This window comes from Pseudomonas sp. Root329, assembly GCF_001424925.1.
In the GTDB taxonomy this organism is placed as follows: Bacteria; Pseudomonadota; Gammaproteobacteria; order Pseudomonadales; family Pseudomonadaceae; genus Aquipseudomonas; species Aquipseudomonas arabinosi.
Genome location: NZ_LMCV01000034.1, coordinates 438,351 through 461,859, shown reverse-complemented (window position 1 = coordinate 461,859; position 23,509 = coordinate 438,351). Strand labels below are relative to the sequence as shown.

Below are 23,509 nucleotides of genomic sequence, written 5' to 3'. Positions count from 1 at the left end.
CCCGGATGCGAAGCAGCTCACGCTGTTTCGCGCCCTCTCCTGTTTCCTGGCTATATAAGGTCAAACAGCTGCGGCATACTCGGTCGCCTAATTGCCCGGATCCCGCTATGCGCCCACTTGCACTCCTCGCTCTGACCCTATTGCTCACCGCTTGCGGCGACGGCGAATCGCTATTGCCCCCCGATGCCCGCTTGCCGGACGGCGGACGCTATCGCGGTGAACTGGTCAACGGATTGCTGCAAGGCCAGGGCCGTATCGATTACCCGAACGGCAGCTGGTACGCCGGCGATTTCGACAAGGGCCAATGGCATGGCCAGGGCGAATGGCACGGCAGCAACGGCGAAGTCTATCGCGGCGGATTCAATCTAGGGCTGTTCGACGGCAAGGGCACACTGACCACCAGCGGCAGCAGCTTCACCGGCGGCTTCAAAGCCGGTCGACGGGACGGCGAAGGCACCCTCAAAGAAAACGGTATGACCTACCGCGGTGAATTCAAGGCCGATCAATATTCAGGGCTCGGTCGTCTCGAACTCGAAGACGGCAGCTCGTATCAGGGCCAGTTCGCCCACGGCAAACCCAACGGCGAAGGCCAACGGGGCGACGCCAGCGGCAATCAGTTCACCGGGCATTTTGTTGACGGTCAGCTCGAAGGCAACGGGACTTTCAACAGCGCCGATGGCGATATCTATGTCGGCGGCTTCAAGAACAACCAACTGCACGGCAAGGGCCGCTACGAGAACGCCGACGGTGATGTCTGGCTCGGTCTGTTCAAGGAAGGGTCGCTGAACGGCAAGGGCGAGTTGATCGGCGCCGACGGCAGCCATTACATCGGCCAGTTCAGCGACTGGCGCTTCACCGGCCAAGGTCGATTGAACCTGTCCGACGGCAGCTTCTACATCGGCCAGTTCGACGGTGACAGTTACTCTGGGCGCGGCACCCTGGTGCTGACTGACGGCACGGTGCAAAGCGGTACGTGGATCAATGGCCAGCGTGTTCGCGATGCCGATGGCAAGCTGCTGCCCGACAGCCTGGAACTCGGTTTGCTGGCCCAGGGCCGTTTGCTCGACGATGCGCTATCCAACGTGCCGGCTTCGACCCCTGCGGTCGAGTTGTACACCTTGACCTTGGGCGGTGACGGCAAGCAAAGCGTGTTCCTGCGCGAATCCGATTACGTCAGCAACATGCTCAACAGTCGCTTTGGTGCGTTTGGCCAGATCCGCCTGGTGAACCATCGCGACCACCTCGTCGACCGGCCGATGGCCACCCGGGAGAACCTGCGCCGTGCTGCCGCCACCCTGGCCGAACGCAGTGGCCCGGAAGATTTGATCTTCATTTACATGACCAGCCACGGCACCAGCGAACACGAACTGGTGCTCGACCAGCCGCGCATGGAACTGTCCGATCTGCCGGCCGACGAACTTGCCGCGGTGCTCTCTCCGCTGAAAAACCGCGACAAGATCATCGTGATTTCGTCCTGTTACTCCGGTGGCTTCATTCCCGCTCTCAAGGATGAACGCACCCTGATCATGACCGCCTCGCGCGCTGACCGCGTGTCCTTCGGCTGCTCGGAAGAAGCCAACTTCACCTACTTCGGCGATGCGCTGTTCGCCCAGGCACTGAACCAGACCGACGACCTGGAGCAAGCCTTCAAACTGGCCAAGGCCACCGTCGCCGAACGTGAACTGGCGGACAGCTTCGAAGCCTCTGAGCCGCAGATCTGGGCGCCGAAAACCGTTCTCTCTCACTGGCAGCTGTTACGCAAGCAGCAAGCACGAAAGGCACTTCAAAGTGTCTCTATCAGCAGCACGGATGCAAAGAGCAACTAAGCTGAATAGTATCAAGGGGGAAACACTATGTACTTGACGCCTCAGCACGTACTGCTTGCCGGAGCTACCGGGTTGACCGGTGAACATCTTCTTGACCGTCTGCTCAATGAGCCAACGATCTCACGAGTATTGGCGCCCTCACGCCGGCCACTGGCCGAGCACCCCCATCTGGAAAACCCGGTCGGCGACCCTGCGGTGTTTCTGCCGCAATTGAATGGTCGCGTCGACATCGCCTACTGCTGCCTGGGCACCACCATCAAGAAAGCCGGCTCGGAACAGGCGTTTCGCGCGGTGGACCTGGACATGGTGGTGGCGTTCGCCAAACGTGCACGGGAGATGGGCGCACGGCACCTGATCGTGATCAGTGCACTGGGGGCTGATCGCAGGTCCCCTATTTTCTACAACCGGGTCAAAGGCGAGATGGAATATGCATTGCGCGCACAGGACTGGCCGCAACTGACCATTTGCCGACCTTCGTTGCTGCTGGGCGAGCGTATGGAACCGCGTATGGCTGAGCAATTCGTCGGGCCCTTGTCCCGCTTGATCCCGGGCAAATACCGCGGCATCGAAGCCTGCCAACTGGCCCGCGCCATGTGGCGACTGGCGCTCGAAGAGCAGGATGGGGTGCGGATTGTTGAGTCGGATGAGTTGCGCAAGTTAGGTAAATAATGCTGTGGCTGAAATGACGCCTTCGCGAGCAAGCCCGCTCCCACATTTGATCGGCGGTGTTCACATAATTTGTGTCTGCTGAAGATGTAATGTGGGAGCGGGCTTGCTCGCGAAGGGTGCACCACCCACTCAGAGCCGAACGCTACAATCCGCCCGTTGCCTGAAAACTGACCCCGATCACCGTAAGCACCGACAGCGGCAACAGCAGCGTGTCGAGCAACGCACTGGCCGGCAGGTCGACGCCGGGATAGCTCGGGGCTTCGGCGCCGAAGCGGTCCATGGCGCAGCAACCGCCATTCATGGCATACAAATCCAGACGCGTCCCCGAATACACCACTGGCGCCCCTGGCTTGGCGGCATCAAGCGTTCGCGCCGTGGCGCAGCCGGCCAATTGCAGCGCCAGCACAATCGTCAGCAGCTTATTCATCGCTGGTCAGGTGGTGTTCGCCCCAACGCGGCAGCATGTCCTGGGGAATGTTCAGCAGATTGAGAATTCGCGCCACGACAAAATCGATCAAGTCGTCGATGGTTTGCGGCTGATGATAAAAGCCTGGTGACGCCGGCAAAATCGTCACGCCCATGTTCGACAACTTGAGCATGTTCTCCAAATGGATGCTCGAATACGGCGCCTCACGCGGCACCAGAATCAGCTGACGGCGCTCCTTCAACGTCACATCCGCGGCACGTTCGATCAGGTTGTTGCAGGCCCCCGTCGCAATAGCCGACAAAGTCCCGGTGGAACACGGCACCACCACCATCGCTGCCGGCGCGCCAGAGCCCGAGGCTACTGGCGACATCCAGTCTTCCTTGCCATACACCCGAATCTGCCCGGCGGCAGCGCCGGTGTATTCGGTGAGGAAGGCCTGCATCATCTGGGTTTTCGGCGGCAACGTAACGTCAGTCTCAGTGGCCATCACCAGTTGCGCAGCCTTGGAGATCAAGAAGTGCACCTCGCGGTCTTCACGTACCAGACAGTCAAGCAGGCGCAAACCGTACTGGGCGCCCGAAGCGCCGGTCATCGCCAGCGTGATGCGTTCCGGGCCGTTGTTCATTTCAGCGCCTCGGCGAGTTTCCCATGCAAGCCGCCGAAGCCGCCGTTGCTCATGATCACCACGTGAGTGCCGGGCTGGGCCTGGCTCTTCACGCGCTCGATGATGCCTTCCAGCGAATCGCTGACGATCGACGGCACTGTGCACAACGCAGCAGTAGCCCCCAGATCCCAACCGAGGTTGGCCGGCGCGTACCAGATCACCTGATCGGCATCGACCACGCTTTCCGGCAAGCCGTCGCGGTGAGCACCGAGCTTCATTGAGTTGGAGCGTGGCTCGATGATCGCGATCAATGGTGCATCGCCGATGCGCTTGCGCAGACCGTCGAGGGTCGTCGCAATAGCTGTCGGATGGTGAGCGAAGTCGTCATAGATGGTAATGCCACGGACCTCCGCGACTTTCTCCATCCGGCGCTTGACGCTTTTGAATGCGCTCAGCGCAGCGATGCCCATGGACGGCACAACACCGACGTGGCGCGCCGCAGCCAACGTGGCCAGCGCGTTGGCCACGTTGTGTTGGCCGGTCATGTCCCACTCGACCACACCTTGAGCGACACCTTCGAACATCACTTCGAATTTCGAACCGTCTTCGCTGAGCAGTTTGACCTGCCACTGTCCGCCGGCGCCGGTGGTTTGCACCGGGGTCCAGCAACCCATCTCGATCACACGCTGCAACGCCGGCTCCGTGGTCGGATGAATCACCAGGCCTTCGCTCGGAATGGTCCGCACCAAATGGTGGAATTGCCGCTCGATGGCGGGCAGATCGGGGAAAATGTCAGCGTGATCGTATTCCAGGTTGTTCAGGATCGCCGTGCGCGGGCGGTAGTGAACGAACTTGGAACGCTTGTCGAAGAACGCGCTGTCGTACTCATCGGCTTCGATCACGAAGAATGGGGTGTCACCCAGACGAGCGGACACCGAGAAGTTTTGCGGCACGCCGCCGATCAGGAAACCCGGGCTCATGCCCGCGTGTTCCAGCACCCAGGCGAGCATGCTGCTGGTGGTGGTTTTACCATGAGTACCGGCGACAGCCAGCACCCAGCGACCTTGCAGCACGTGATCTGACAGCCATTGCGGGCCGGAGACGTAGGGCAGGCCTTTATTCAGCACGTATTCGACAGCCGGGTTGCCGCGGGACATGGCATTGCCGATCACCACCAGATCCGGAGCCGGATCGAGCTGCGCCGGGTCATAGCCTTGGGTCAACTCAATGCCCTGAGCCTCAAGCTGAGTACTCATCGGCGGATAGACGTTGGCATCGGAGCCCGTCACGTGATGGCCCAGCTCTTTGGCCAGAACCGCCATCGAACCCATGAAAGTGCCGCAGATACCAAGAATGTGAATGTGCATTAGTCGACCTCGTAAAACATGGCCGCAGGTTAGCTTAGGGTGGGAAAATTCGCACTCTGTCTTTAATGATCGTTCCCACGCTCTGCGTGGGTACGATCAATTACGCAGAGCGGGCTATGCCGTGTTTGCGCAGTTTTCGATAGAGGGTGTTACGGCTGACGCCAAGTTGTTCAGCCGTGTGAGTCATATGCCAGCGCGTCTGTTCCAGCGCATTCAGCAACGCCAGCCGCTCAGCGTCATCCAACGGATAGTCCGACGGCTCTTCAACGGCAACAACAGGAACCGGCCGGGCCTGACGAATCATCACTGGCAAATCCTCCAGTCCGATCCGCCCACCGTCACACAGCGCGGCTAACGTGCGCAGCACATTGCGCAACTGCCGCACGTTCCCCGGCCAGGCAAAAGCCAGCAACGCCTGGCGTGCCGGACCGTCGATCAATACGGTTTCCCCGCCCGCCTCTTCGGCCAACAAAAAGTCGAGCAACTGAGACTTATCACTGCGATCACGCAGCGCCGGCAGTGCAACTTCCAGCCCGTTGAGCCGGTAATACAAATCCTCTCGGAAGCTGCCGTCCTGCACCCGCTCCAGCAGATTGCGGTGGGTGGCGCTGATGATCCGCACATTGACCGACTCCGGCTCGCCACCGATCGGCACCACCTGACGATCTTCCAGCACCCTTAATAGCCGGGTCTGCAAAGCCAGGGGCATGTCGCCGATTTCATCGAGGAACAGAGTCCCACCATCGGCCTGCTGCAACTTGCCGCGCATGCCTTCCTTACGCGCACCGGTAAAGCTGCCGCCGCGATAGCCAAACAGTTCGCTCTCGATCAGGCTTTCGGGGATGGCGGCGCAGTTGAGGGCGACGAAGGCTTTTTCTGCTCGCTGGCTGGCCTGGTGGACGGCTTTGGCAAACGCTTCTTTGCCGGATCCGGTTTCGCCGTTGATCAGTAGCGGAACGTCCCGTTCGAACACGCGCAAGGATTTGCGGAAATCTTCCTGCAACCCCGTGTCGCCCAGACAAATGCCCGATAAGCGCGAAGGTTCGGCGATCACCGTACTTTGCACCACCGGCACAGGAATACTGCGTGGCTGCCCGCGCAACAACGCAAACAGACTCCGCCCGTCTCGGGTACGCAATGGCCAACTGGCGCTGGCGTTGACACTTGCGCGGCCAAGCAAGTCATCCAGCGAGCAATCGAAAAACGCCTCCACCGGCTTACCCAGCAGCCCACCGCGAATATGCCCCAACAGGTTCAGCGCACTTTGGTTGACCGCGCTGATCCGCCCTTCCCCGTCAAACGCCAGCAACCCTTCGCTGAACAACCCGACGGATTCGGCCTGAAGGTGAAAACGCAGCAACCACTGATTGTCGAAATAGCGCAGGAAATAGCAGCTCTCGATCATCTTCGCCGAAAGATTGACCAGCGCCATGGTGTGGAATTGGCTTTGACGCGAGACCTCGTGACGCGCCGAGGACACGTCGAGCACCGCCAGCAGTTCGCCATGCGGGTCGAACACCGGACTTGCCGAGCAGGTCAGGCCGGTGTGACGGCCGCGAAAGTGCTCGTCCTGGTGGATGGTCAGGGACTGACGCTCTACCAGACAGGTGCCAATGCCGTTGGTGCCCTCGCAGGCTTCGCTCCAGTCAGCCCCGAGCCAGAGACCGGCGCGTTCGAAAATCTTCCGTTCGGCAGGCGCGGTGACGCAATTGAGGATCACGCCGCGGGCGTCGGTCAGCAGGACCGCGTGGCCAGCGCCGGAGAGCTGCTGATGAAGACTGGTCATTTCACTGCCGGCGATGTGCAGCACTTGCTGCAAGCGCTCGCGGCTTTCCAGGACGCGGCCATGTTCCAGCACCGTCGGCGCCATGGTCAGGGCCGGGTCGAGGTGATAGTCCTCAAGACAGCGCAGCCAGGAACGGGCAATCGACGGATCGCTGCCAGGGCCGTGCAAGTGGGATTTCCCCTGAGTGACGGTCAGGACCTGCTGGGCATGGCGACTCAAATGGTTGTCGTGCATTTCTTATTGTTCTCCCCGGGGCTCGGCGACCCGTGCTTGAGGTGACGCCCAGCATCCTCCTGCCATCGGCGCATTGCAATGCTGGCGAGACCGACCCGTCACACGTTGTGCCAGAAGCGGTACAAAGTGTCATCAGGGCTGTACCGAAACCGTCACAGACAGAGTCCGTCGGTCCGACAAAAATCGCGTAAAGCCTTGATTTGCCTGACCTGCAAGGCGGTGGCCCGACCCTTGCTCTACGCTTATAGCAAGCGCACATGCGCTCTCCCTTATAAGCACAAAAGCCAAGGAGAAATCACCATGCGTTACGCTCACCCCGGTACTGAAGGCGCTATCGTTTCGTTCAAGAGCAAATACGGTAACTACATCGGCGGCGAGTTCGTCGCGCCTGTTAAAGGTCAGTACTTCACCAATACCTCGCCAGTGAATGGCCAACCRMTTGCCGAATTCCCGCGTTCCACGGCCGAAGACATCGAAAAGGCCCTGGACGCTGCCCACGCGGCGGCTGATGCCTGGGGCGCCACGTCCGCCCAGGCTNTTGCCGAATTCCCGCGTTCCACGGCCGAAGACATCGAAAAGGCCCTGGACGCTGCCCACGCGGCGGCTGATGCCTGGGGCGCCACGTCCGCCCAGGCTCGCTCGCTGGTGCTGCTGAAAATCGCCGACCGCATCGAACAGAACCTCGAAGTCCTGGCGATCACCGAATCCTGGGACAACGGYAAAGCCGTGCGTGAAACCCTCAACGCCGACATCCCGCTRGCGGCGGACCATTTCCGCTAYTTCGCCGGTTGCATCCGCGCTCAGGAAGGCAGCGCCGCCGAGATCGACGGCAACACCGTGGCCTATCACATCCATGAACCRCTGGGCGTGGTCGGSCAGATCATCCCGTGGAACTTCCCGATCCTGATGGCCGCCTGGAAACTCGCCCCGGCCCTGGCGGCTGGTAACTGCGTGGTGCTCAAGCCCGCCGAACAAACCCCGCTGGGCATTACCGTGCTGATGGAGCTGATCGGCGACCTGTTGCCGCCGGGCGTGCTGAACGTCGTGCAAGGCTTCGGCAAAGAAGCCGGCGAAGCCCTGGCCACCAGCAAGCGCATCGCCAAGATCGCCTTCACTGGTTCGACCCCGGTCGGCTCGCACATCATGAAATGCGCCGCCGAAAACATCATTCCGTCCACCGTGGAGCTGGGAGGCAAGTCGCCGAACATCTTCTTCGCCGACATCATGCAAGCCGAAGAAACCTTCATCGAAAAAGCCGCCGAAGGCCTGGTGCTGGCGTTCTTCAACCAGGGCGAAGTCTGCACCTGCCCTTCCCGCGCCTTGGTGCAAGAGTCGATCTACGACGACTTCATGAAAGTCGTGATGAAGAAAGTGCTGTCGATCAAACGTGGYGACCCGCTGGACACCGACACCATGGTCGGCGCCCAGGCGTCCGAGCAGCAATTCGACAAAATCCTTTCRTACCTGGAAATCGCCAAGGGCGAAGGCGCCGAGCTGCTGACCGGCGGCAAGATTGAAAAACTCGAGGGCAACCTGGCGACCGGGTATTACATCCAGCCGACCCTGCTCAAGGGCACCAACAAAATGCGCGTGTTCCAGGAAGAAATCTTTGGCCCGGTGGTGAGCATCACCACCTTCAAGGACGAAGCCGAAGCCCTGGCCATCGCCAACGACACCGAGTTCGGCCTGGGTGCCGGTCTGTGGACCCGCGACATCAACCGCGCCTATCGCATGGGCCGCGCSATCAAGGCCGGTCGTGTGTGGACCAACTGCTACCACCTGTACCCGGCGCACGCCGCGTTCGGCGGTTACAAAAAATCCGGTGTCGGTCGTGAAACCCACAAAATGATGCTCGATCACTATCAGCAGACCAAAAACCTGCTGGTGAGCTACGACATCAATCCGTTGGGCTTCTTCTAAAAAAGCGTGGGCGATGCAGATGTTTCTGCGTCGCCCTAGCAAGCCGACGACCGAAGCGTCATCAGGCTGGATAACCGGTCTTGCGCCCGGTAGATCTGAATGGTCTCTGTTCATCACAGGCGCCCTTTATTGAACGGTGTGGATAACCCTGGACTCAGGTTATCNGCTTTTTCCGGTTGCGGCATGGCGTTGGCGGTCGTGAAACCCACAAAATGATGCTCGATCACTATCAGCAGACCAAAAACCTGCTGGTGAGCTACGACATCAATCCGTTGGGCTTCTTCTAAAAAAGCGTGGGCGATGCAGATGTTTCTGCGTCGCCCATTCAATAGTCATCGCGAGCAGGCTCGCTCCCACATTTACACCGCGTTTCCCTGTGGGAGCGAGCCTGCTCGCGAAGGCGTCCTCACCAACACATCTAAAACATCGCCCTTCCCCTCTGGCACGGGCTTTGCCTGCCCTCACTCCAGGAAAGGGGCAGGCAGATCAAGATCAAAAGCCAGAGTCTGACCGAATACGTCAGCGACCAGCCATGGGGCTGGTATCTGAAATAGCCGGTGCTTCAATTCAAATACCAGCCCCAGGCCCCACCGTTGTATCGGGTGATCTGCTTGGTTTCGAGGTAGTTGTTGTAGCCCCATTCACCCAGCTCGCGGCCAATACCGCTCTGCTTGTAGCCGCCCCAAGGTGCTTCCACGGCCGAAGGCTTATTTGCAGCAACTGTCTCGTCCTGAATAAGGTTTACGCCTTCTGGAATGGTGCGGTCGCCCCATCCAAAAGCCTTTAACTGTCCATCCAAAACCTGCACAATCGGCGGCTTTTTTTGCGACAGGAAGTCCTCATGCAACGGATTGTAATTCTGGGCAATGCCGGTAGCGGCAAATCTACATTCGCCCGCGCCCTCGGCAAGCGCCTGAGTCTGCCCGTGGTGCACCTGGACACGCTGTTCTGGGAGCCCGGCTGGGTCGAACCCGACGCTGAGCAGTTCCGCGCACGGGTCGGCGAAGCGATCGCACCGGATGCCTGGATTTGTGAAGGCAACTATGCGCGGCGAACCTTCGACCTTCGCCTGCCCCGTACCGACCTGATCATCTGGCTCGATACGCCGCGGCTCACCTGTTTCACCCGGGTGATCATGCGCAGTGTAATGAACCGCCCTCGCCCTGACCTTGCCGCAGGCTGTACAGAGAAGCTCGACCGGGCGTTCCTGACCTTTCTGAACTTCGTGTGGAGTTTCGATCGTGGCTATCGCCCAGGTATCGAGGCGGTGCGCCTGGCCATAGGCCCGCACATTTCTACGCTGCACTTGCGCGGTAGCCGGCAGATTTCCGCATTTCTCGATAGTTTGCCCTAGGCCCAGCAAGGGTTGCGAGAGAAAACCCTCGGGGTCGCGAAGAAGTCCGTGTGTCGCACAAAGACGAGTCAAGTTTCGATGTGGCTTTTTTACGACTACCTTTATCCGTCAGAACTACCTCTGCATCCATAGACAAGCAGCTAGCGGTACGAGTGCATACGAATACATGCTCCCCACTTCGAGGATCAGACATGCATCCATCCTTTCTGCAGCGCATCGATGAGCTCGGCGCCCTGCTCGTCCACTCCAACGCAGCACGCATCGATTTCTTCCGGCGCACTAATCGACTGAAGTCGCGCCGCGGTGTTCGCTTCCAGGTGGTGACCATGAAGCTCGGCATCTTCCAGGTCGTCGAGCGATACACTGGCAAGACCTGGGCCTACCGTTTCAACTACCGCGAGGCCATGGATTTCGCCATCCAACTCGAGGAAAAGTCCAACCGTCGGAAGGGAGTTGGGCGGTGTTCGGCGAGCTGATGCGGCATCAGCGCTGACGGCCCAATGGTCGTAACCACCAGCCACCACGACCGACTCACGAAGCTTAAAGAGGCCGCATCCCCGTCATGACGGTCAGATATCGGTCAGGCTTGAAACGGCCCACCATGACGCGTTAAGCCAGTTATGTCGGAAGGAGTCCCGCCTCTTGATAGCTCTGAACAAGTTTGGCCTTAAAATGAGTCCATGGCAGTCTTCAATGAAGAGTCACAACCCTGCGGCTTTCGCCAATCCTGATCCGGTCCAGTGCCCTGTTTAAAGCATCCAAGGCGTCAAGGAGTGCTTTCGCCTCGATCTCTCGACCATCTCCCCAAAGGCGTTCAGCCATTCTGTTCAAGGCTTGGATGGCGTGCTCAATTTCATTAGCAGTAGCCGTCGCTGCTACTTTACTTTCCGGCTTTTTCTTCGGCATTCAGTAACCCTTCTGCAGGGCATAGCTCTGTCTTTCAATTGTTAGCGCGAATACATCGCCCATCGGAACACGTGCTGCTCTGAGGCTCGGTCAAGCTGTTGCCGTCGTCCGAGCCCAGGAATAGGCCCTTCTCGCCCATACATCTTGCTGACGACTCGAAATTTATCATCATTGAATCGCCGTTTCGACTGCATTGTCCTCAACTCTGCCACGGGGACTGCGAACGACTGGCGTTTCACCCGAAATGGCAAAGTCGATAGGGTCCCGTTCGCAAACGCTCGCGAGACGAATGATGGCGCGGTCGCTCGAGAGTGGGCGATTCACGGTCAGGCTCTGCGACACAGAACCTCTGCGCCATACCAACCAGGTGAGAAAATAACGGAAGGGTTCCGACAACGGCCAGACGTTGACCGTGGTGCATCCGGGCATGCTTTCGAGCATGTCGGCAGAGTTATACCTGAATGAGTATAAGGAAAATGGCAGGGGCGGCTGGATTCGAACCAACGCATGGCAGGATCAAAACCTGCTGCCTTACCGCTTGGCGACGCCCCTGTATCTGTTGCTACGAGTGCCCAGCACTCTCTTTCTGATTTTGCAGCTTGCGAGCAACATCGAGATGCTGCGTCCTTACGCTATATGCCCTGTAAGGGCCTCTGCAAGATGCGCGGGAATTTATCAACTTTCGCTTCGCCTGGGAAGATCAAAAACAAAAAATTCGGCTCAAAACAGTCACTTACTGTTGATCCAGGTTAGATCCAATCCTCTCAGGGGCTTTTGGGTTTTCCAGCAGTACCACGTAGGTGGCCGGTGACAGTTCCGGCCCCATGCGTGACCGAGGAAGATCGCAAAGCATTGCTTGAACACAAGAACGGCAGCATCACGGGCCATTATTCTACCGCAGAGCTTGGGCAACTGATCGAAGCGGCAAACAAAGCGTCGACCACGGATTCCCGCGGACAGGCACTGACCATTCTCAGGAGGAAAACGGGATAATCCCCCGCATAAGTCCTTACGCGTAAAAAAGCCGAACTGGCTAGCGTTCGGCTAAGTTACTGAAAAATATGGTCGTGACGGAGTGATTCGAACACTCGCCCCCTAGCACCCCATCTCCTTTTGCATACTTCTTGAAAGCTTCGAAAATTTCACTCTGGATTTTTCCAAACGAGTATTTACTTGAGCTCCAGCGGTATTCTGCTCTACGAGAGTCCAGTAACGTCCATCAAGAGCCGACGTTTTTGTGGAGGGAAAAGTAGGGGGAACTCATCTTATGGCCAAAATCACCATCAAAGAACTCGAGTCGCTGACCGCATGACCTGCGCCGCACGGGGGCGATCCACTCGATATCTTCGGCAGACAACGCCAGCAGACCTGGCTTATCGCCGCGGCCCATGGCTGCAAAAAAATTCTTCACAGTCTGGACATTCTCTTGTGTGCCCATCGAAATCTATCCATTTCCTTTGCCTAGGAACGTGTCCGATCTCATCGGGCACGTTGTGGGCCTGCTGGTGAGGACGTGGTGTCGGTGATTCAGCCGATATCGACATTCATGGCGATGTCCCAGGTGCCGGCGCCGTTTTTAGCCAGGCCGATCATCATTAGACCGAGCCACTCGAGCGTCTGGGCCATCTGCAGGCCGCCGACATCCAACGGACGCAGCCCGAGACTCTCGAGGAAGGCCGAGACGCGCACCTTGGCGTCCGCATCGTCCGCCGCGATGAACGCATCGAGGCGTTTATCCTGGGCAAGTACGTGGCCGAAGAGGGTATTAAACGCCTTGACGACATGCGCGCTGGCCGGGGCGACCTTGGCGATCTCCTGGGCGCCGGAGCTGCCGTGGGGGGTAACGAGGCCCGAGAGATCGGGAGCGACCGGGTTGGTGATATCGATGATCACTTTACCGTCGAGCGCTTTCCCAAAATCGGCCAGTACCGCCACCGCATTGGTGTACGGTACGGCGAGAATGACGATCTCGCCCGCCGGAGTGGCACCGTAAGTTCCCGTGATCGCTCCGGATGCGAGCTTGTCGGCAAGCGCCTGGGCCTTGGCGGGATCGCGGCTGACCACCTCGACGGTGTGTCCGGCCTTGGCGATACGGCCGCCGACAGCTGCGGCCATGCCTCCCGAACCGATGATGCTGATAGTGCTCATGTGCAGTCTCCGTTCTGAAATCAGGTATTTTCCAGCTTTTCTGGACGGGTTACGCCGTCGCGGCTTGGCCACCCGCCGGGCGCAGTGCGACCCGGCGGTGTGCCGTCACCTCATCAGTCGGCCGGGAAGTAGTGACCGCTATCAAGATCGGCAAAGAGTCCGGGCTGGGTCGGTTCCCAGCCAAGAACCCGGCGCGTGATGGCGTTCGATGTCGGGGTGTCCAGTGTGACCAGATTCGCAAGGAACCCGAAGTAGCCAGGCAGCATCAGCACGTCCGCGGGAATAGAAACGGCCGGCAGATTCAACCGACTGGCAATAGCTTCGGCGATCTGACGGTATGGGATAGCCACCTCGGCGATTGCATGCCAGCTTCTGCCCGCTGCGCCTTTTTCCAGCGCCAGGCGAAACACGGTGGCGAGGTCACGGGCATGCACGGCCCCCCAACGGTTGGCACCGTCTCCGGGGTAGCCGACGACACCTTTTTCCTTGGCCAGCCCGATCAACAGCGGAAGGAAGCCGGCGTTATCGGTGGAGCTGTGCATGATCTCAGGGATCCGCACGATAGAAGACCGTATGCCCTTTTCGACGAGACCGATCACCGTGGTTTCCACGATGTTCCGAACCCGCAGGGTATTCTTGTACGGATCGCCGCCAGGAAGGGGCGGATCCTCCTCGGTGGCCGGCCGGCCCAGGCCCTCCCACCCGGGCGAGCCGACGCTTCCAGACACAACCAACGGCTTTGCGCTTCCGGCCAATGCTTCGCCATAGGCGAGCATGATCTCAAGCTCCGCGGCCGCAACGGCGTTGATCCCGCCGGTTGGAATCAGGTCCTGCCGATGCGCGAGGTGAATGACGCCGTCCGACGCTGCGGCCGCTTCCTTTAGCCCGTCGAGATCCTCGAGATTGCCGCGACGTACCTTGGCGCCGAGCGCAGCAGCCTGCGCCGCGGCCGTGTCGGACCGAGCCAGGGCAGTGACCTCATGGCCGGCGGCGATAAGATCGGAGATGATGTACGGACCAGAATGGCCGGTGCCGCCAGTAACAAAAACGTGCATATGCGTGCTCCTCGTGGGTGATGGGGTGCGGAAAAAGGTGCCAGGGGACTGTGCCGGACGCATTTGCGATCCAGCGCCCCGCCGTCAGCCCAAGTCAGTCGGTGGAAAGTAATGGCCGTTGTCCAGGTCCTCGATCAGACCGGGCTCAACGGGGTCCCAGCCAAGCGCCTGGCGGGTGATGGCGTTCGACGCGGGGAGGTCTAGCGTGGCCACTGCCGCCAGGAACCCAAAGTAGCCCGGCAGCATCAGTTCGTCCGCGGGGATACTCACGGCGGGTATTGCGAGGCGAGTGGCTATAGCTTCGGCGATCTCGCGGAACGGGATTCCCTCGTCGCCGATCCCGTGCCAGGTTTTGCCTGCGGCCCCCTTCTCGAGCGCCAGGCGGAACAGAGAGGCAAGATCGCGGACGTGCACGGCGGGCCACCGGTTCTTGCCGTCTCCCGGATAGCCGGCGAAACCCTTTGTTTTCGCGAGCATGATCAGCTGCAGGCGACCGGTCGAACTGTGTAAGAGAGTGGGAATCCGCACGACCGACGATCTAACACCTCGCTCGGCGAGGCCCACGACAGCGGTTTCCACGATATTGCGTGCCAACAGAGTGCCTGAATTGATCGGGCCGCCAGGTAGAGCGGGATCATCCTCGGTCGCCGGGCGGCCCAGACTGACCGGTGCGCCGATAGGCGCCGCCCTGCCCACGTTCATGGGCGTGCCGATACTGCCTGCAACGACCAGTGGCTTATCCGTGCCCGCCAGCGCCTCGCCGAACGCGAGGACGGTCGCGAGTTCCGATTCGACTAAGGCGGCGATCCCGCCGGACGGAAGCAGTTCGGCCCTGTATCCGAGGTGGATGACGCCGTCGGACTCGACCGCCGCCGCCTTGAGCCCTTCGAGGTCGGCAAGATCTCCACGACGCACCTTGGCGCCGAGCGCGGACGCCGCTGACGCGGACGCGTCTGACCTTGCCAGAGCGACGACCTCGTGGCCGGCTGCGATGAGGTCGGGGATGACGTACGAACCGACGTGGCCGGTGCCGCCAGTGACGAAAACGAGCATGTTATTGGCCCTTCTGAGCAGAGTGATACGAGACGTGCTGGTGCGCGTGCGCTAAGCCGGGAAGGCTGACGCCGATCGCGAAATGGGTGCTTTTGACCGAGTGGATCATGAGGCCCAGCGACAACAGGCAGACGTGCTCCAGCGTTCGAGCCATAAGCAGCGGCCCAGTGTCCATCGGGCGCAGTCCAAGGCTTTTGATGAACGCCGAGACGCGTACCTTCGCTTGCGCGCCGTCCCCGGCGATGAACACGTCCAGCGGGTGACGCTCGACAGGACCGGCGGCCAGGACGTGGGAAAAGTGGGTGTTGAACGCCTTGACGACTTCCGCGTCGGTAGGGGCGGCGTTGGCGATCTCCTGTGCGCCGAAACTGTCCTCAGGGGTCACAAAGCTTGTGAAGTCGGGGGCGACGGGGTTGGTGATGTCGACAAGAAGCTTGCCGGCCAGTGCTTCCCCGTATTGCTTCACCACGTCGAGAACGGCGGCGTAGGGAACCGCCAGGATGACAATATCCCCAGCCGGCGCGGCGCCGAACGCTCCTGTCGTGGCGTCGGCTCCGATCTGCTCGGCCAGCGCCCGCGCCTTGGCGGCGTCACGACTCATCACCTCGACGGTGTGTCCGGCTTTGGCAGCAAGGCCGCCGATCGCTGCGGCCATGTCACCTGAGCCGATAATGCTGATAGTGCTCATGCGCGGTTTCCTTGCAGGTATGGGGTAGATCATTCCAAGGCTGCTGGTGCGATCCGGCGAACTCATCCAACGTGAGATCCATGCTGGGCGCTTCACTTGCAAAAAGCAAGCGATCTACCGAGTTTTACTTGCGACATGCAAGCGATGCTAAGATCCAGCCATGAAGACAACTCTTAAAGAAGACTTTCGGTCCCATTGCGCGGTGAACTACGGCGTGGAGATTTTCGGCGACCGCTGGTCGCTCTTGATCATTCGCGACATCGTTTTTGTGGGAAAGAAGACGTATGGCGATTTCCTGAAATCGGAAGAGGGAATCGCGACCAATGTGCTTGCTTCGCGACTTGCCTTTCTTGAGAAGCAAGGCGTTCTCTCGAAGGCGCCAAGCCCCGACGACAGGCGCAAGGACTTTTACACGTTGACCGAGAAGGGTCTGGACCTCATTCCCATTGTGATCAACATTGTGCTCTGGAGCGCGAAGCATGATTCGAAGTCGTACGTGCGGCGCCGTGAGGAGTTTGTGGCTCGATTAAGTCAAAACCCGATGCAGGTGAGCGAGGAAGTAAAGGCGCTGGTCCGCAATGGCGGGTGCATCTTTCCTGAGAGCGGGGGATGAACAAGGCGGCAAACGCCGCCTGCCTATCAGCGAGGACCTGAAGCCGCCCTTTTCCACGAGGCAGCCTCGCATCAAAATTTGCGATCACTGATCCATCAGTCGAACTTGACCAAGTCCTTAAAGATCAGCTGACCCCAGCGATTTCCGCGCGCCTGCACAAGCAGTCCACCTTCCGAAAGCCCGCCCAGTTTGATCGGCGAGAAACCGAGATTTTCCGCCAGCGTACCAATCTCCGCTGCAGCGGCGTCGTCATCGCTCGCCAGGAACACGACTCTCCTGCCACCCTGTACGGCCGGGTCCTGGTCTAGAACGGCAGCAACCAAATGGTTGAAGCCCTTGACCAGTCTTGCACCCGTGAAGGCCTGCGCGACGACCCTGGAGGAAGGCTGTCCTCCCAGTTCCTCAGGGGGCACGCCGTAGGCATTGGTCACATCGATGAGGGTCTTGCCCTTCCAGGTTGGCAGCGCCTTCGCGACTTCCCGGTGCGACTCAAAACGGACAGCCAAAAAGATGATGTCCGCCGTGAGCGCTTCCACCAGTTTTTGGGGGATGATCGAGGGTCCGATCGCGGCCGCATCGGCGGCAAAACTTTCCGGGTCGCGCGTGGTTGCAACGGATACTTCAATGCCTTTGCGGGCAAACGCCTTGGCAAGCGCCTGGCCGAGTTTGCCGAAGCCGATAATTGCGTAGCTCATAAAAATCTCCTTTGGTTTGCCACGCCTTGCGGGCTCCGAAGATGGAATGGAGCGACCGCTCAGGCGTAGCGAATCAGATTTGCGCCAGACCGCCGTCGACGGCGACCTCACTGGCGGTCATGAAGCTGCTGTCCTGCGACGCGAGAAACGCGGCTGCCGCTCCGATCTCCGCCGGATCGGCCATGCGCTGGAGCGGATTCATCGAGGCGAAGACCTTCATGCCTTCCTCGCCTAGCGCTGCCTTCGCGAGTTCGGTCGCCGTCGGCCCGGGCGACAACACGTTGACCCGGATACCGGTGCCCTTCAGGTCCTGCGCCCAAGTCCGCGCGAGGTTGCGCACTGCCGCCTTGCTTGCGCTGTAGACGCTGAATGCCGGGGCGCCCGTGGTGCCGGCGCTCGATCCGGTCAGGATGATCGAACCGCCCTGCCCCATCAGAGGCAGCGCCTTCTGGACCGTGAAGATCAAGCCCTTCACGTTGGTCTCGAAGGTTTCGTCAATGTGCTCGGCGGTGATCTTGCCGAGTGCAAGTGGGCTTCCCGCCCCGGCATTGGCGAAGACGATGTCGAGGGTTCCGCGCTCGACCTTCACCGCCGCGTAGAGTCGGTCGAGGTCAGCCTGATCGGAGACCGAGCCCTTCACCGCACGGGCATTGGGCCCGAGCTCGGCCACGGCGGCGTCGAGCGCTTCCTGGCGGCGGCCGAAGATGAAGACGAAGGCGCCTTCCTCGATGAAGCGCTTCGCTGCGGCGAGGCCGATACCGGTAGCACCGCCGGTGATCACGGCGGTCTTTCCATTCAGTCTGGTCATGACGTGCATCCTTCGTTGGAGTTGTACCCAAGCAGGAAATTGCTTGCTTGAGACGAGGATGCAGCGCTGATAACCTAAGGACAAGTATGCACCTTTTGGTAAGTATAAAAAAATGACGACGACATCTGAAATCTGCGACACCGGCTGCGGGCTCAACGCCACGCTGCGCATCATCTCGGGCAAGTGGAAACCGCTGGTCTTGTTTTTCCTGCGCGACGGTCCGAAACGCTATGGCGAGCTCAAGCGTTTGATCCCTGGCGTCAGCGACAAGGTGCTGATCCAGCAGTTGAAGGATCTGGAAGCCGATCAAGTGCTTGCACGGACCGACTACAAGGAAGTGCCCCCGCGTGTGGACTACACGCTGACCCCGCTCGGTCGTAGTCTGGCTGATGCGATCATCCCGCTGTGCACCTGGGGAACCGAGAACGCGGCGCAAATGGCAAGCATCTTCGCCAAGCGCGACGCTTTGGCCTAGCGGGATGCAGACGAACCGCTGAGCGGGACGATTTTGCGCAGGCGCGCACCGTATTTTCGCCGAGCGAACACCTGAGCCGCCAAGCCAACAACGGGCGCAATAGCTAAAAAAACCCAGCGCACCTTAGTAATTCCACATCCGAAAGCCCATTCAAAGCCGGCTGTCTTGTGAGGGATAAAAATGCAGGCAAATAAAAAGGGCCGCGAGATAAATCTCGCGGCCCTTTTGAATTATATGGTCGGGACGGAATGATTCGAACACTCGACCCCTAGCACCCCATCTCCTTTTTCATACTTCTTGAAAGCCCCCAATCCAAAACAGAATCATTTGCTTGCCGCATTGCCGGCGCAAGTTCAGAGCCGTCTCCTGCGCCATCTTGAACTCGTCACATTGCCGCTAGGTAATGTGTTGTACGAGTCAGGTGACACCTTGCGCCACGTGTACTTCCCAACTGATGCCATCGTCTCATTGCTTTGCGTGATGGGGAGCGGGGCCACGGCAGAGATATCGGTAGTGGGTAACGAAGGCATGATCGGCGTCGCCGTGTTTATGGGCGGTGAAAGCACACCGAGTAGTGCGATTGTTCAAAGTGCTGGGCATGCATACCGGCTACCCCGGCGTCGGCTGAAGGATGAGTTCAATCGGCATGGCGACATGCTTGGTGTGCGCCGCGAAAGTGTGAACGAGGCCGCCGGCAAACTACAAAGACAGGGGGTAATCGAGTACAGCCGCGGTCACTTCAAAGTCATAGACCGAGTGCAACTCGAGCAACTGAGCTGCGAGTGCTATGCCGTCGTGAAAAATGAAACTGAACGGTTGCTGCCATACCTGCCAGCACACCAACACCCGTAATTTGGCGAATCAAGATCAGCTGCTGGGGTTCGTCAGCAAGGCCACCTACCGCACGTGGCGCTTGTATATGACGGCGTGCGCACTCGAATTCGAAGGCGGTGATCTGGGGCCTACCAGATAATGTCGAGTAAACGTGCCGGCAGCTTTTCAGCCCTTCCCTTGACGCGTAATCATCTAATGGCGAAGGAAAAAAAAAGGCTGCAGGTGCAGCCTCAAGGATGGGGGGGCAGAGATGACTAAGCATCACTCATGTTTTCTTATAGAGCGTAGCTTTGTCGGCCAGGCAACAAGATCAATCGACTACATGGAACCTGGGTAGCATCCATTTCCAACGAATGGCGGCAATACGGCTGACAAAAACGAACGCAATGGCGATTGCAGACGCCACTTCAAGAGAAATCTGCAAATCCAACAGCGTGATGTAGGCGACGGCACCCAAAATACTGATGGATGCATAAACCTCACGCTTAAACACCAACGGTATTTCGTTACACAACACATCACGCATCACACCCCCAGCGACTGCGGTAGCTACACCCATGATCACTGCGATGCTGGGAGGGAGGTTTTGCTGAAGAGCCATATCTGTTCCTCTGACCGTAAATACAGCCAATCCAAATGCATCGGCTACCAACAACACCCTCTCGTTGAAGGTTTTCAAGGTCCTCGCCCAAATCATGGTTCCTAGCGAAGCACTAACCCCTACCAAAAAGCCATTCTCATTGGAAACCCACTCGATCGGATAATGTGCCATCAGTACGTCACGCAAGGCACCGCCGCCTAAAGCGGTGACTAAACTGATGGTGATTACACCGAACCAGTCCAACGATTTTCGCCCTGCCATCAGGGTGCCTGTCACTGCGAAGGCTGCAACGCCTGACAACTCACAGTAATAAATCACCCAACCAGCGTGGTAAGCCTTCATCTACGGAACCAGCCTGTACTGCAAATGGGAGAATTTCTTGAAATGAAGCGCCCTCAAAGACACACATCAAGGTCTAATTACATTATCATAATATGATAATAAAAGTACAATTGAGGCGTGCAATGAATACAGGGCAAAAAACACAGCCGCGTATCGTCACCAGGGTTATCCACTTGGAAAAACCACTGTCGAATCAAGGGTGCGGGTCGAAACGGTAGGTGACCTGGCAATGGCGTACAGCCCAGGGGTCGCGCAGCCCTGCTTGGCGATAGCCAAAAATCCGGACGACGTTTACCGCTTTACAGGTAATCAGCCGCAACGAGCGTGCGGCGACCGAGTGTGTGAGGCTGATGCTGAACGTGGGTGCGCACTCATCTCGTATGGACCCACGCAGTACTCGCCTGCAGCGGTGCTGGGGAGGGATTACATTATTCCCAAGCCGCTGGATGGGCGCCTGCATTCGGGGGTAGCTGGAGCAGTGGCTAGAGCGGCAATTGATTCGGGCGAGGCCATCTATCCCTTCTTTTACCCGTTTCTGGTAGACGTACCGTCGCCATTTTCTGATCACGGTCAATCCAGTTAACTGTAACGAACCTAATCGGTGACAAATAAATCCCCGACCATTACAATTTGATTAACATCGACCGTTTTAAGGTACTGGCAATTCCATGGAAAATAAGACTGCACGACTAACTGTGCTCATTGATCCCGTCAAGAAAAAAGCACTTGAAGAACTGTGCGCATCTCAGGATCTGACGCCCTCTCAGGTCGTTCGTCAGCTTATTCGGGACTATCTGGAGACGCATGGCGTGTCCTACGCCACCAAAAGCAAAACTGGGGCCAATGGTAAGTGATTCATCTGCGCATGAGCGGGCACGACGAATGCCTGCTCATCGCTCCTTGTACTCTCTTGCACCTCATCTCTAGCCCTGGGGCTTGTCGATCTCGGCGTAGCTGCCCAGTGCACCACTGAAGTCAGCATGATAATGCTGTGAGCCGAGTGCCTGAAGAACCCCTGCCTTATCGAGCTTGCCAAGGACTTTTTCGTTGGCTTCACACAACTTCACGACGATGCTGCGTTTACGCAACTGCTCAATAACTTCGAGCAGCGTTTGTAAGCCCGTGATATCCATGAACGGCACCCGTTTCAGACGAATAATCAACGTCCCGGGATCGGTGTGCGTCTGAGCCAAAACGCGCTCAAAGGTTTCTGCTGCGCCAAAGAAGAGAGGCCCCTCAATGGTGTAAACCAAAACACCGGGTGGAAGATGTACATGCCCATTCAAGCGCAACTCTGCCTCCAGCTCTTTTTCGACCATTAACTGCACCTCTACAGATGCAGCCATCCGACGCATAAACTGCAGCATGGCGAGAATGACCCCGATATTCACTGCAATCGCCAGATCGCTGAAAACGGTCAGGCTGAAAGTGATTAAAAGGATCGCAACATCCGCTTTTGGGGCTCGTTTGACCATGCGGGTGAAGTGCTTCAGTTCGCTCATGTTGTAAGCGACCACGAATAAGATCGCAGCCAACGCGCACAGCGGGATATCCGAAGCCAGAGGTGCCAGGAAGAAGATCAATAAAATCAACGTGACGGCGTGCGCAAAACCCGCAATGGGGCTGTTGCCACCGTTGCGGATGTTGGTCGCTGTTCGAGCGATCGCGCCTGTCGCAGCAAAACCACCAAACAGAGGAGTGACCAGGTTGGCAATGCCTTGTCCGATTAACTCCTGATTGGAGTCATGTTTGGTGCCGGCCATCCCGTCGGCGACAACAGCAGACAACAGCGACTCGATCGCCCCCAGCATCGCGATCGCGAACGCAGGACCAATCAATTCAATGATCTGCGGCAGCGTTATTTCAGGAGGGCCAATTTTGGGCAGTCCTTGAGGAATCCCCCCGAATGCACTTCCGATCGTTGCCACGCCATCGAACTTAAAACAGGAATGCAACGCCGTCACAACGACCATGGCAATCAGAGGACCAGGAACACGCCTTACGCCTGGTACTTTAGGCGCGAGTATCACCAACAGCAGGCTCAAAAGGGCTAATAGGGTCGTGGGCACATGGAGTCCGGGCAGAGCCTGGATGAGGTGCCAAAGCCGCTCATGAAAATGGTCGCCACTGATGTTCGGCAAGCCCAAAAAGTCTTTCCACTGCCCGACCCAAATGATCACACCGATGCCGGCGGTGAACCCAACGATCACGGGATCGGGAATGAACTTGATAAGTGCGCCAAGCTTGGTGATGCCAAGCAGTAACAATATTGCACCCGCCATCATTGTCGCGATCTGCAAGCCATCAACGCCGTACTTGGCTGTCACGCTGGCCAAAATGACGATGAACGCCCCAGTAGGGCCGGCAATCTGTAGTCGACTCCCGCCGAAAAGCGAAACCAATAAGCCACCAACAATTGCCGTGTAGATTCCTTGCTCCGGCTTGACGCCCGAGGCGATGGCAAACGCCATGGCCAAGGGTAACGCCACGACACCGACGATGACCCCCGAGACGATATTTCGAAGCCAGTGCTTGCGCCCTAACAAGCCCGCTTTCCAAGCTTCTCGTATGGCAATCATGACTAGCCTCGCGCTGGTGGCATGTGCATACTATTCACACGTAGTGATAATAGTAAAGCAATTGGCCTAGCCTCGTACGACACCAGCGACCCTGTAGATACAGTGTCGAGAGCGCAGAAACATATGCCCGGAGACCCCGAATGAAACGCGAAGACGTCAAAACCAAACACGGTGAAGGCATGCACTTCGACACGCACGTGATAGCCAACCCGGCCAATACGCACGAGTGGATCATTCTTTTCAAAAAGGAAGCCGGGAGAAGCTATTTCCTGGTCAATGACAATGAGGAGATTGAGTCATTTGGACACCTCGATGAACTGATCCGCGAGCTTCGAGAGCTGGGTATCAAGTCCGCCGAAGTTCATTTCTGATTGTTCCACTTAGAGAGTTTGACCCTGTCAGTAAAAGTCGAGTATCTGTCCGGTCAGAGCGAAGCGCTTTGGTCTGTTTGTTTCGGTAGCCGCTGCCAATTTCGGACTGAGCAGGGAGCAAAGGACTATGCCGCCACACTCAAAGAAAGAATCG

At 58.5% G+C, this 23,509-nt stretch carries 24 protein-coding genes, 1 tRNA gene and 4 pseudogenes; 12 read left to right on the top strand and 17 right to left on the bottom strand.

Features of this window, described 5'->3' with window-relative positions:
* The first annotated feature begins 107 nt into the window (after positions 1 to 107).
* Complete coding sequence (locus tag ASC74_RS23850) at positions 108 to 1,826, top strand: C13 family peptidase (protein ID WP_056744545.1); 1,719 nt, start codon at positions 108 to 110, stop codon at positions 1,824 to 1,826.
* Between the two features lie 27 nt (positions 1,827 to 1,853).
* Entirely contained in the window at positions 1,854 to 2,495 is a 642-nt protein-coding gene (locus tag ASC74_RS23845; protein WP_056744543.1) for an oxidoreductase, read from the top strand.
* A 142-nt stretch (positions 2,496 to 2,637) separates the two neighbouring features.
* Here ASC74_RS23845 and ASC74_RS23840 read toward each other — a convergent pair whose 3' ends face one another.
* The 4 genes from ASC74_RS23840 to ASC74_RS23825 all read right to left on the bottom strand — a co-directional run bounded on the left by ASC74_RS23840 (position 2,638) and on the right by ASC74_RS23825 (position 6,913).
* Entirely contained in the window at positions 2,638 to 2,922 is a 285-nt protein-coding gene (locus ASC74_RS23840) for a YceK/YidQ family lipoprotein (RefSeq protein WP_056744541.1), read from the bottom strand.
* Complete coding sequence (ubiX, locus tag ASC74_RS23835; protein WP_056744539.1) at positions 2,915 to 3,547, bottom strand: flavin prenyltransferase UbiX; 633 nt, start codon at positions 3,545 to 3,547, stop codon at positions 2,915 to 2,917. The genes ASC74_RS23840 and ubiX overlap by 8 nt, the downstream gene beginning before the upstream one ends.
* Complete coding sequence (gene mpl / locus ASC74_RS23830; RefSeq protein ID WP_056744536.1) at positions 3,544 to 4,893, bottom strand: UDP-N-acetylmuramate:L-alanyl-gamma-D-glutamyl-meso-diaminopimelate ligase; 1,350 nt, start codon at positions 4,891 to 4,893, stop codon at positions 3,544 to 3,546. The genes ubiX and mpl overlap by 4 nt, the downstream gene beginning before the upstream one ends.
* Before the next feature lie 100 nt (positions 4,894 to 4,993).
* Positions 4,994 to 6,913, bottom strand: coding sequence for a sigma-54-dependent Fis family transcriptional regulator (locus tag ASC74_RS23825; protein ID WP_056744534.1), 1,920 nt, complete (start codon positions 6,911 to 6,913; stop codon positions 4,994 to 4,996).
* A 300-nt stretch (positions 6,914 to 7,213) separates the two neighbouring features.
* Between ASC74_RS23825 and ASC74_RS32270 the strand changes: the two are divergent.
* Both ASC74_RS32270 and ASC74_RS23820 read left to right on the top strand, forming a co-directional pair.
* Positions 7,214 to 7,450 (top strand): annotated as a pseudogene (locus tag ASC74_RS32270) (aldehyde dehydrogenase family protein); the annotation flags it as partial.
* Positions 7,451 to 7,483: 33 nt separating this feature from the next.
* A complete protein-coding gene (locus tag ASC74_RS23820; protein ID WP_442965801.1) occupies positions 7,484 to 8,833 on the top strand; it encodes an aldehyde dehydrogenase family protein in 1,350 nt (449 codons plus the stop codon).
* 562 nt (positions 8,834 to 9,395) lie between these two features.
* Here ASC74_RS23820 and ASC74_RS31690 read toward each other — a convergent pair.
* Positions 9,396 to 9,554 (bottom strand): annotated as a pseudogene (locus ASC74_RS31690) (aldehyde dehydrogenase family protein); the annotation flags it as partial.
* Between the two features lie 120 nt (positions 9,555 to 9,674).
* Between ASC74_RS31690 and ASC74_RS23810 the strand changes: the two are divergent.
* Entirely contained in the window at positions 9,675 to 10,187 is a 513-nt protein-coding gene (locus tag ASC74_RS23810) for an AAA family ATPase (protein WP_056744527.1), read from the top strand.
* Positions 10,188 to 10,378: 191 nt separating this feature from the next.
* Entirely contained in the window at positions 10,379 to 10,663 is a 285-nt protein-coding gene (locus ASC74_RS23805; protein WP_056744525.1) for a hypothetical protein, read from the top strand.
* Positions 10,664 to 10,877: 214 nt separating this feature from the next.
* Here the strand turns inward: ASC74_RS23805 and ASC74_RS23800 are convergent, their stop codons facing one another.
* The 3 genes and pseudogenes from ASC74_RS23800 to ASC74_RS23795 form a co-directional block, all read right to left on the bottom strand.
* On the bottom strand, positions 10,878 to 11,093 hold the full coding sequence (locus tag ASC74_RS23800) for a hypothetical protein (protein WP_056744523.1): 216 nt from the start codon (positions 11,091 to 11,093) through the stop codon (positions 10,878 to 10,880).
* A 291-nt stretch (positions 11,094 to 11,384) separates the two neighbouring features.
* Positions 11,385 to 11,534 (bottom strand): annotated as a pseudogene (locus ASC74_RS32265) (LysR family transcriptional regulator); the annotation flags it as partial.
* A gap of 36 nt (positions 11,535 to 11,570) precedes the next feature.
* Positions 11,571 to 11,645: transfer RNA gene (locus tag ASC74_RS23795), tRNA-Gln, on the bottom strand.
* Positions 11,646 to 11,921: 276 nt separating this feature from the next.
* Between ASC74_RS23795 and ASC74_RS31365 the strand changes: the two are divergent.
* Positions 11,922 to 12,086: pseudogene (locus ASC74_RS31365) on the top strand (tyrosine-type recombinase/integrase); the annotation flags it as partial.
* A gap of 226 nt (positions 12,087 to 12,312) precedes the next feature.
* Here ASC74_RS31365 and ASC74_RS31940 read toward each other — a convergent pair.
* From ASC74_RS31940 to ASC74_RS23770, 5 genes are all read right to left on the bottom strand, one after another.
* Positions 12,313 to 12,531, bottom strand: coding sequence for a nuclear transport factor 2 family protein (locus ASC74_RS31940; protein ID WP_056744521.1), 219 nt, complete (start codon positions 12,529 to 12,531; stop codon positions 12,313 to 12,315).
* Positions 12,532 to 12,620: 89 nt separating this feature from the next.
* Complete coding sequence (locus tag ASC74_RS23785) at positions 12,621 to 13,241, bottom strand: NADPH-dependent F420 reductase (protein WP_056744519.1); 621 nt, start codon at positions 13,239 to 13,241, stop codon at positions 12,621 to 12,623.
* A 113-nt stretch (positions 13,242 to 13,354) separates the two neighbouring features.
* Positions 13,355 to 14,296 carry an SDR family oxidoreductase gene (locus tag ASC74_RS23780; RefSeq protein ID WP_056744517.1) on the bottom strand — a complete coding sequence of 314 codons (942 nt, stop codon included), beginning with the start codon at positions 14,294 to 14,296 and terminating at the stop codon, positions 13,355 to 13,357.
* 84 nt (positions 14,297 to 14,380) lie between these two features.
* The gene (locus ASC74_RS23775) at positions 14,381 to 15,349 is read right to left on the bottom strand and encodes an SDR family oxidoreductase (RefSeq protein WP_056744515.1); all 969 of its coding nucleotides are present in this window, start codon (positions 15,347 to 15,349) and stop codon (positions 14,381 to 14,383) included.
* A 1-nt stretch (position 15,350) separates the two neighbouring features.
* The gene (locus ASC74_RS23770; RefSeq protein ID WP_056744512.1) at positions 15,351 to 16,037 is read right to left on the bottom strand and encodes an NADPH-dependent F420 reductase; all 687 of its coding nucleotides are present in this window, start codon (positions 16,035 to 16,037) and stop codon (positions 15,351 to 15,353) included.
* Between the two features lie 160 nt (positions 16,038 to 16,197).
* Between ASC74_RS23770 and ASC74_RS23765 the strand changes: the two genes are divergently transcribed.
* Positions 16,198 to 16,650: a winged helix-turn-helix transcriptional regulator gene (locus tag ASC74_RS23765; RefSeq protein ID WP_056744510.1), complete on the top strand. Its 453-nt coding sequence runs from the start codon at positions 16,198 to 16,200 to the stop codon at positions 16,648 to 16,650.
* Positions 16,651 to 16,745: 95 nt separating this feature from the next.
* On the opposite strand, the gene ASC74_RS23760 is transcribed toward ASC74_RS23765, so the two are convergent.
* Together ASC74_RS23760 and ASC74_RS23755 are read right to left on the bottom strand one after the other, a co-directional pair.
* Positions 16,746 to 17,345: an NADPH-dependent F420 reductase gene (locus ASC74_RS23760; protein WP_056744508.1), complete on the bottom strand. Its 600-nt coding sequence runs from the start codon at positions 17,343 to 17,345 to the stop codon at positions 16,746 to 16,748.
* Positions 17,346 to 17,418: 73 nt separating this feature from the next.
* Positions 17,419 to 18,153: an SDR family NAD(P)-dependent oxidoreductase gene (locus ASC74_RS23755; protein WP_056744506.1), complete on the bottom strand. Its 735-nt coding sequence runs from the start codon at positions 18,151 to 18,153 to the stop codon at positions 17,419 to 17,421.
* A gap of 112 nt (positions 18,154 to 18,265) precedes the next feature.
* Here ASC74_RS23755 and ASC74_RS23750 point away from each other — a divergent pair, with 112 nt between their 5' ends.
* Together ASC74_RS23750 and ASC74_RS23745 are read left to right on the top strand one after the other, a co-directional pair.
* On the top strand, positions 18,266 to 18,628 hold the full coding sequence (locus tag ASC74_RS23750) for a winged helix-turn-helix transcriptional regulator (RefSeq protein ID WP_056744504.1): 363 nt from the start codon (positions 18,266 to 18,268) through the stop codon (positions 18,626 to 18,628).
* A 297-nt stretch (positions 18,629 to 18,925) separates the two neighbouring features.
* On the top strand, positions 18,926 to 19,480 hold the full coding sequence (locus ASC74_RS23745) for a Crp/Fnr family transcriptional regulator (RefSeq protein ID WP_056744502.1): 555 nt from the start codon (positions 18,926 to 18,928) through the stop codon (positions 19,478 to 19,480).
* A gap of 292 nt (positions 19,481 to 19,772) precedes the next feature.
* Here the strand turns inward: ASC74_RS23745 and ASC74_RS23740 are convergent, their stop codons facing one another.
* Positions 19,773 to 20,405, bottom strand: coding sequence for a trimeric intracellular cation channel family protein (locus ASC74_RS23740; RefSeq protein ID WP_046047628.1), 633 nt, complete (start codon positions 20,403 to 20,405; stop codon positions 19,773 to 19,775).
* Positions 20,406 to 21,073: 668 nt separating this feature from the next.
* Here ASC74_RS23740 and ASC74_RS31350 point away from each other — a divergent pair.
* Positions 21,074 to 21,259, top strand: coding sequence for a ribbon-helix-helix protein, CopG family (locus ASC74_RS31350; protein ID WP_082555879.1), 186 nt, complete (start codon positions 21,074 to 21,076; stop codon positions 21,257 to 21,259).
* 69 nt (positions 21,260 to 21,328) lie between these two features.
* Here ASC74_RS31350 and ASC74_RS23735 read toward each other — a convergent pair whose 3' ends face one another.
* Positions 21,329 to 22,984 carry a SulP family inorganic anion transporter gene (locus ASC74_RS23735; protein WP_056744499.1) on the bottom strand — a complete coding sequence of 552 codons (1,656 nt, stop codon included), beginning with the start codon at positions 22,982 to 22,984 and terminating at the stop codon, positions 21,329 to 21,331.
* A 140-nt stretch (positions 22,985 to 23,124) separates the two neighbouring features.
* Between ASC74_RS23735 and ASC74_RS23730 the strand changes: the two genes are divergently transcribed.
* Positions 23,125 to 23,355, top strand: coding sequence for a hypothetical protein (locus ASC74_RS23730; protein WP_046047630.1), 231 nt, complete (start codon positions 23,125 to 23,127; stop codon positions 23,353 to 23,355).
* Positions 23,356 to 23,509 lie beyond the last annotated feature (154 nt).

What these genes read in the sequence shown, in the direction of transcription:
- ASC74_RS23825 (WP_056744534.1), bottom strand. Translation starts at nt 6,913, where the DNA reads ATGCACGACAACCATTTGAGTCGCCATGCCCAGCAGGTCCTGACCGTC.
- ASC74_RS23780 (WP_056744517.1), bottom strand. Translation starts at nt 14,296, where the DNA reads ATGCACGTTTTTGTTACTGGCGGCACCGGCCATTCTGGTCCGTACATC.
- ASC74_RS23735 (WP_056744499.1), bottom strand. Translation starts at nt 22,984, where the DNA reads ATGATTGCCATACGAGAAGCTTGGAAAGCGGGCTTGTTAGGGCGCAAG.
- ASC74_RS23805 (WP_056744525.1), top strand. Translation starts at nt 10,379, where the DNA reads ATGCATCCATCCTTTCTGCAGCGCATCGATGAGCTCGGCGCCCTGCTC.
- ASC74_RS23760 (WP_056744508.1), bottom strand. Translation starts at nt 17,345, where the DNA reads ATGAGCTACGCAATTATCGGCTTCGGCAAACTCGGCCAGGCGCTTGCC.
- ASC74_RS23740 (WP_046047628.1), bottom strand. Translation starts at nt 20,405, where the DNA reads ATGAAGGCTTACCACGCTGGTTGGGTGATTTATTACTGTGAGTTGTCA.
- ASC74_RS23750 (WP_056744504.1), top strand. Translation starts at nt 18,266, where the DNA reads ATGACGACGACATCTGAAATCTGCGACACCGGCTGCGGGCTCAACGCC.
- ASC74_RS23810 (WP_056744527.1), top strand. Translation starts at nt 9,675, where the DNA reads ATGCAACGGATTGTAATTCTGGGCAATGCCGGTAGCGGCAAATCTACA.
- ASC74_RS23785 (WP_056744519.1), bottom strand. Translation starts at nt 13,241, where the DNA reads ATGAGCACTATCAGCATCATCGGTTCGGGAGGCATGGCCGCAGCTGTC.
- ASC74_RS23775 (WP_056744515.1), bottom strand. Translation starts at nt 15,349, where the DNA reads ATGCTCGTTTTCGTCACTGGCGGCACCGGCCACGTCGGTTCGTACGTC.
- ASC74_RS31350 (WP_082555879.1), top strand. Translation starts at nt 21,074, where the DNA reads ATGGAAAATAAGACTGCACGACTAACTGTGCTCATTGATCCCGTCAAG.
- mpl (WP_056744536.1), bottom strand. Translation starts at nt 4,893, where the DNA reads ATGCACATTCACATTCTTGGTATCTGCGGCACTTTCATGGGTTCGATG.
- ASC74_RS23770 (WP_056744512.1), bottom strand. Translation starts at nt 16,037, where the DNA reads ATGAGCACTATCAGCATTATCGGCTCAGGTGACATGGCCGCAGCGATC.
- ASC74_RS31940 (WP_056744521.1), bottom strand. Translation starts at nt 12,531, where the DNA reads ATGGGCACACAAGAGAATGTCCAGACTGTGAAGAATTTTTTTGCAGCC.
- ASC74_RS23730 (WP_046047630.1), top strand. Translation starts at nt 23,125, where the DNA reads ATGAAACGCGAAGACGTCAAAACCAAACACGGTGAAGGCATGCACTTC.
- ASC74_RS23800 (WP_056744523.1), bottom strand. Translation starts at nt 11,093, where the DNA reads ATGCCGAAGAAAAAGCCGGAAAGTAAAGTAGCAGCGACGGCTACTGCT.
- ASC74_RS23755 (WP_056744506.1), bottom strand. Translation starts at nt 18,153, where the DNA reads ATGACCAGACTGAATGGAAAGACCGCCGTGATCACCGGCGGTGCTACC.
- ASC74_RS23765 (WP_056744510.1), top strand. Translation starts at nt 16,198, where the DNA reads ATGAAGACAACTCTTAAAGAAGACTTTCGGTCCCATTGCGCGGTGAAC.
- ASC74_RS23845 (WP_056744543.1), top strand. Translation starts at nt 1,854, where the DNA reads ATGTACTTGACGCCTCAGCACGTACTGCTTGCCGGAGCTACCGGGTTG.
- ubiX (WP_056744539.1), bottom strand. Translation starts at nt 3,547, where the DNA reads ATGAACAACGGCCCGGAACGCATCACGCTGGCGATGACCGGCGCTTCG.
- ASC74_RS23850 (WP_056744545.1), top strand. Translation starts at nt 108, where the DNA reads ATGCGCCCACTTGCACTCCTCGCTCTGACCCTATTGCTCACCGCTTGC.
- ASC74_RS23840 (WP_056744541.1), bottom strand. Translation starts at nt 2,922, where the DNA reads ATGAATAAGCTGCTGACGATTGTGCTGGCGCTGCAATTGGCCGGCTGC.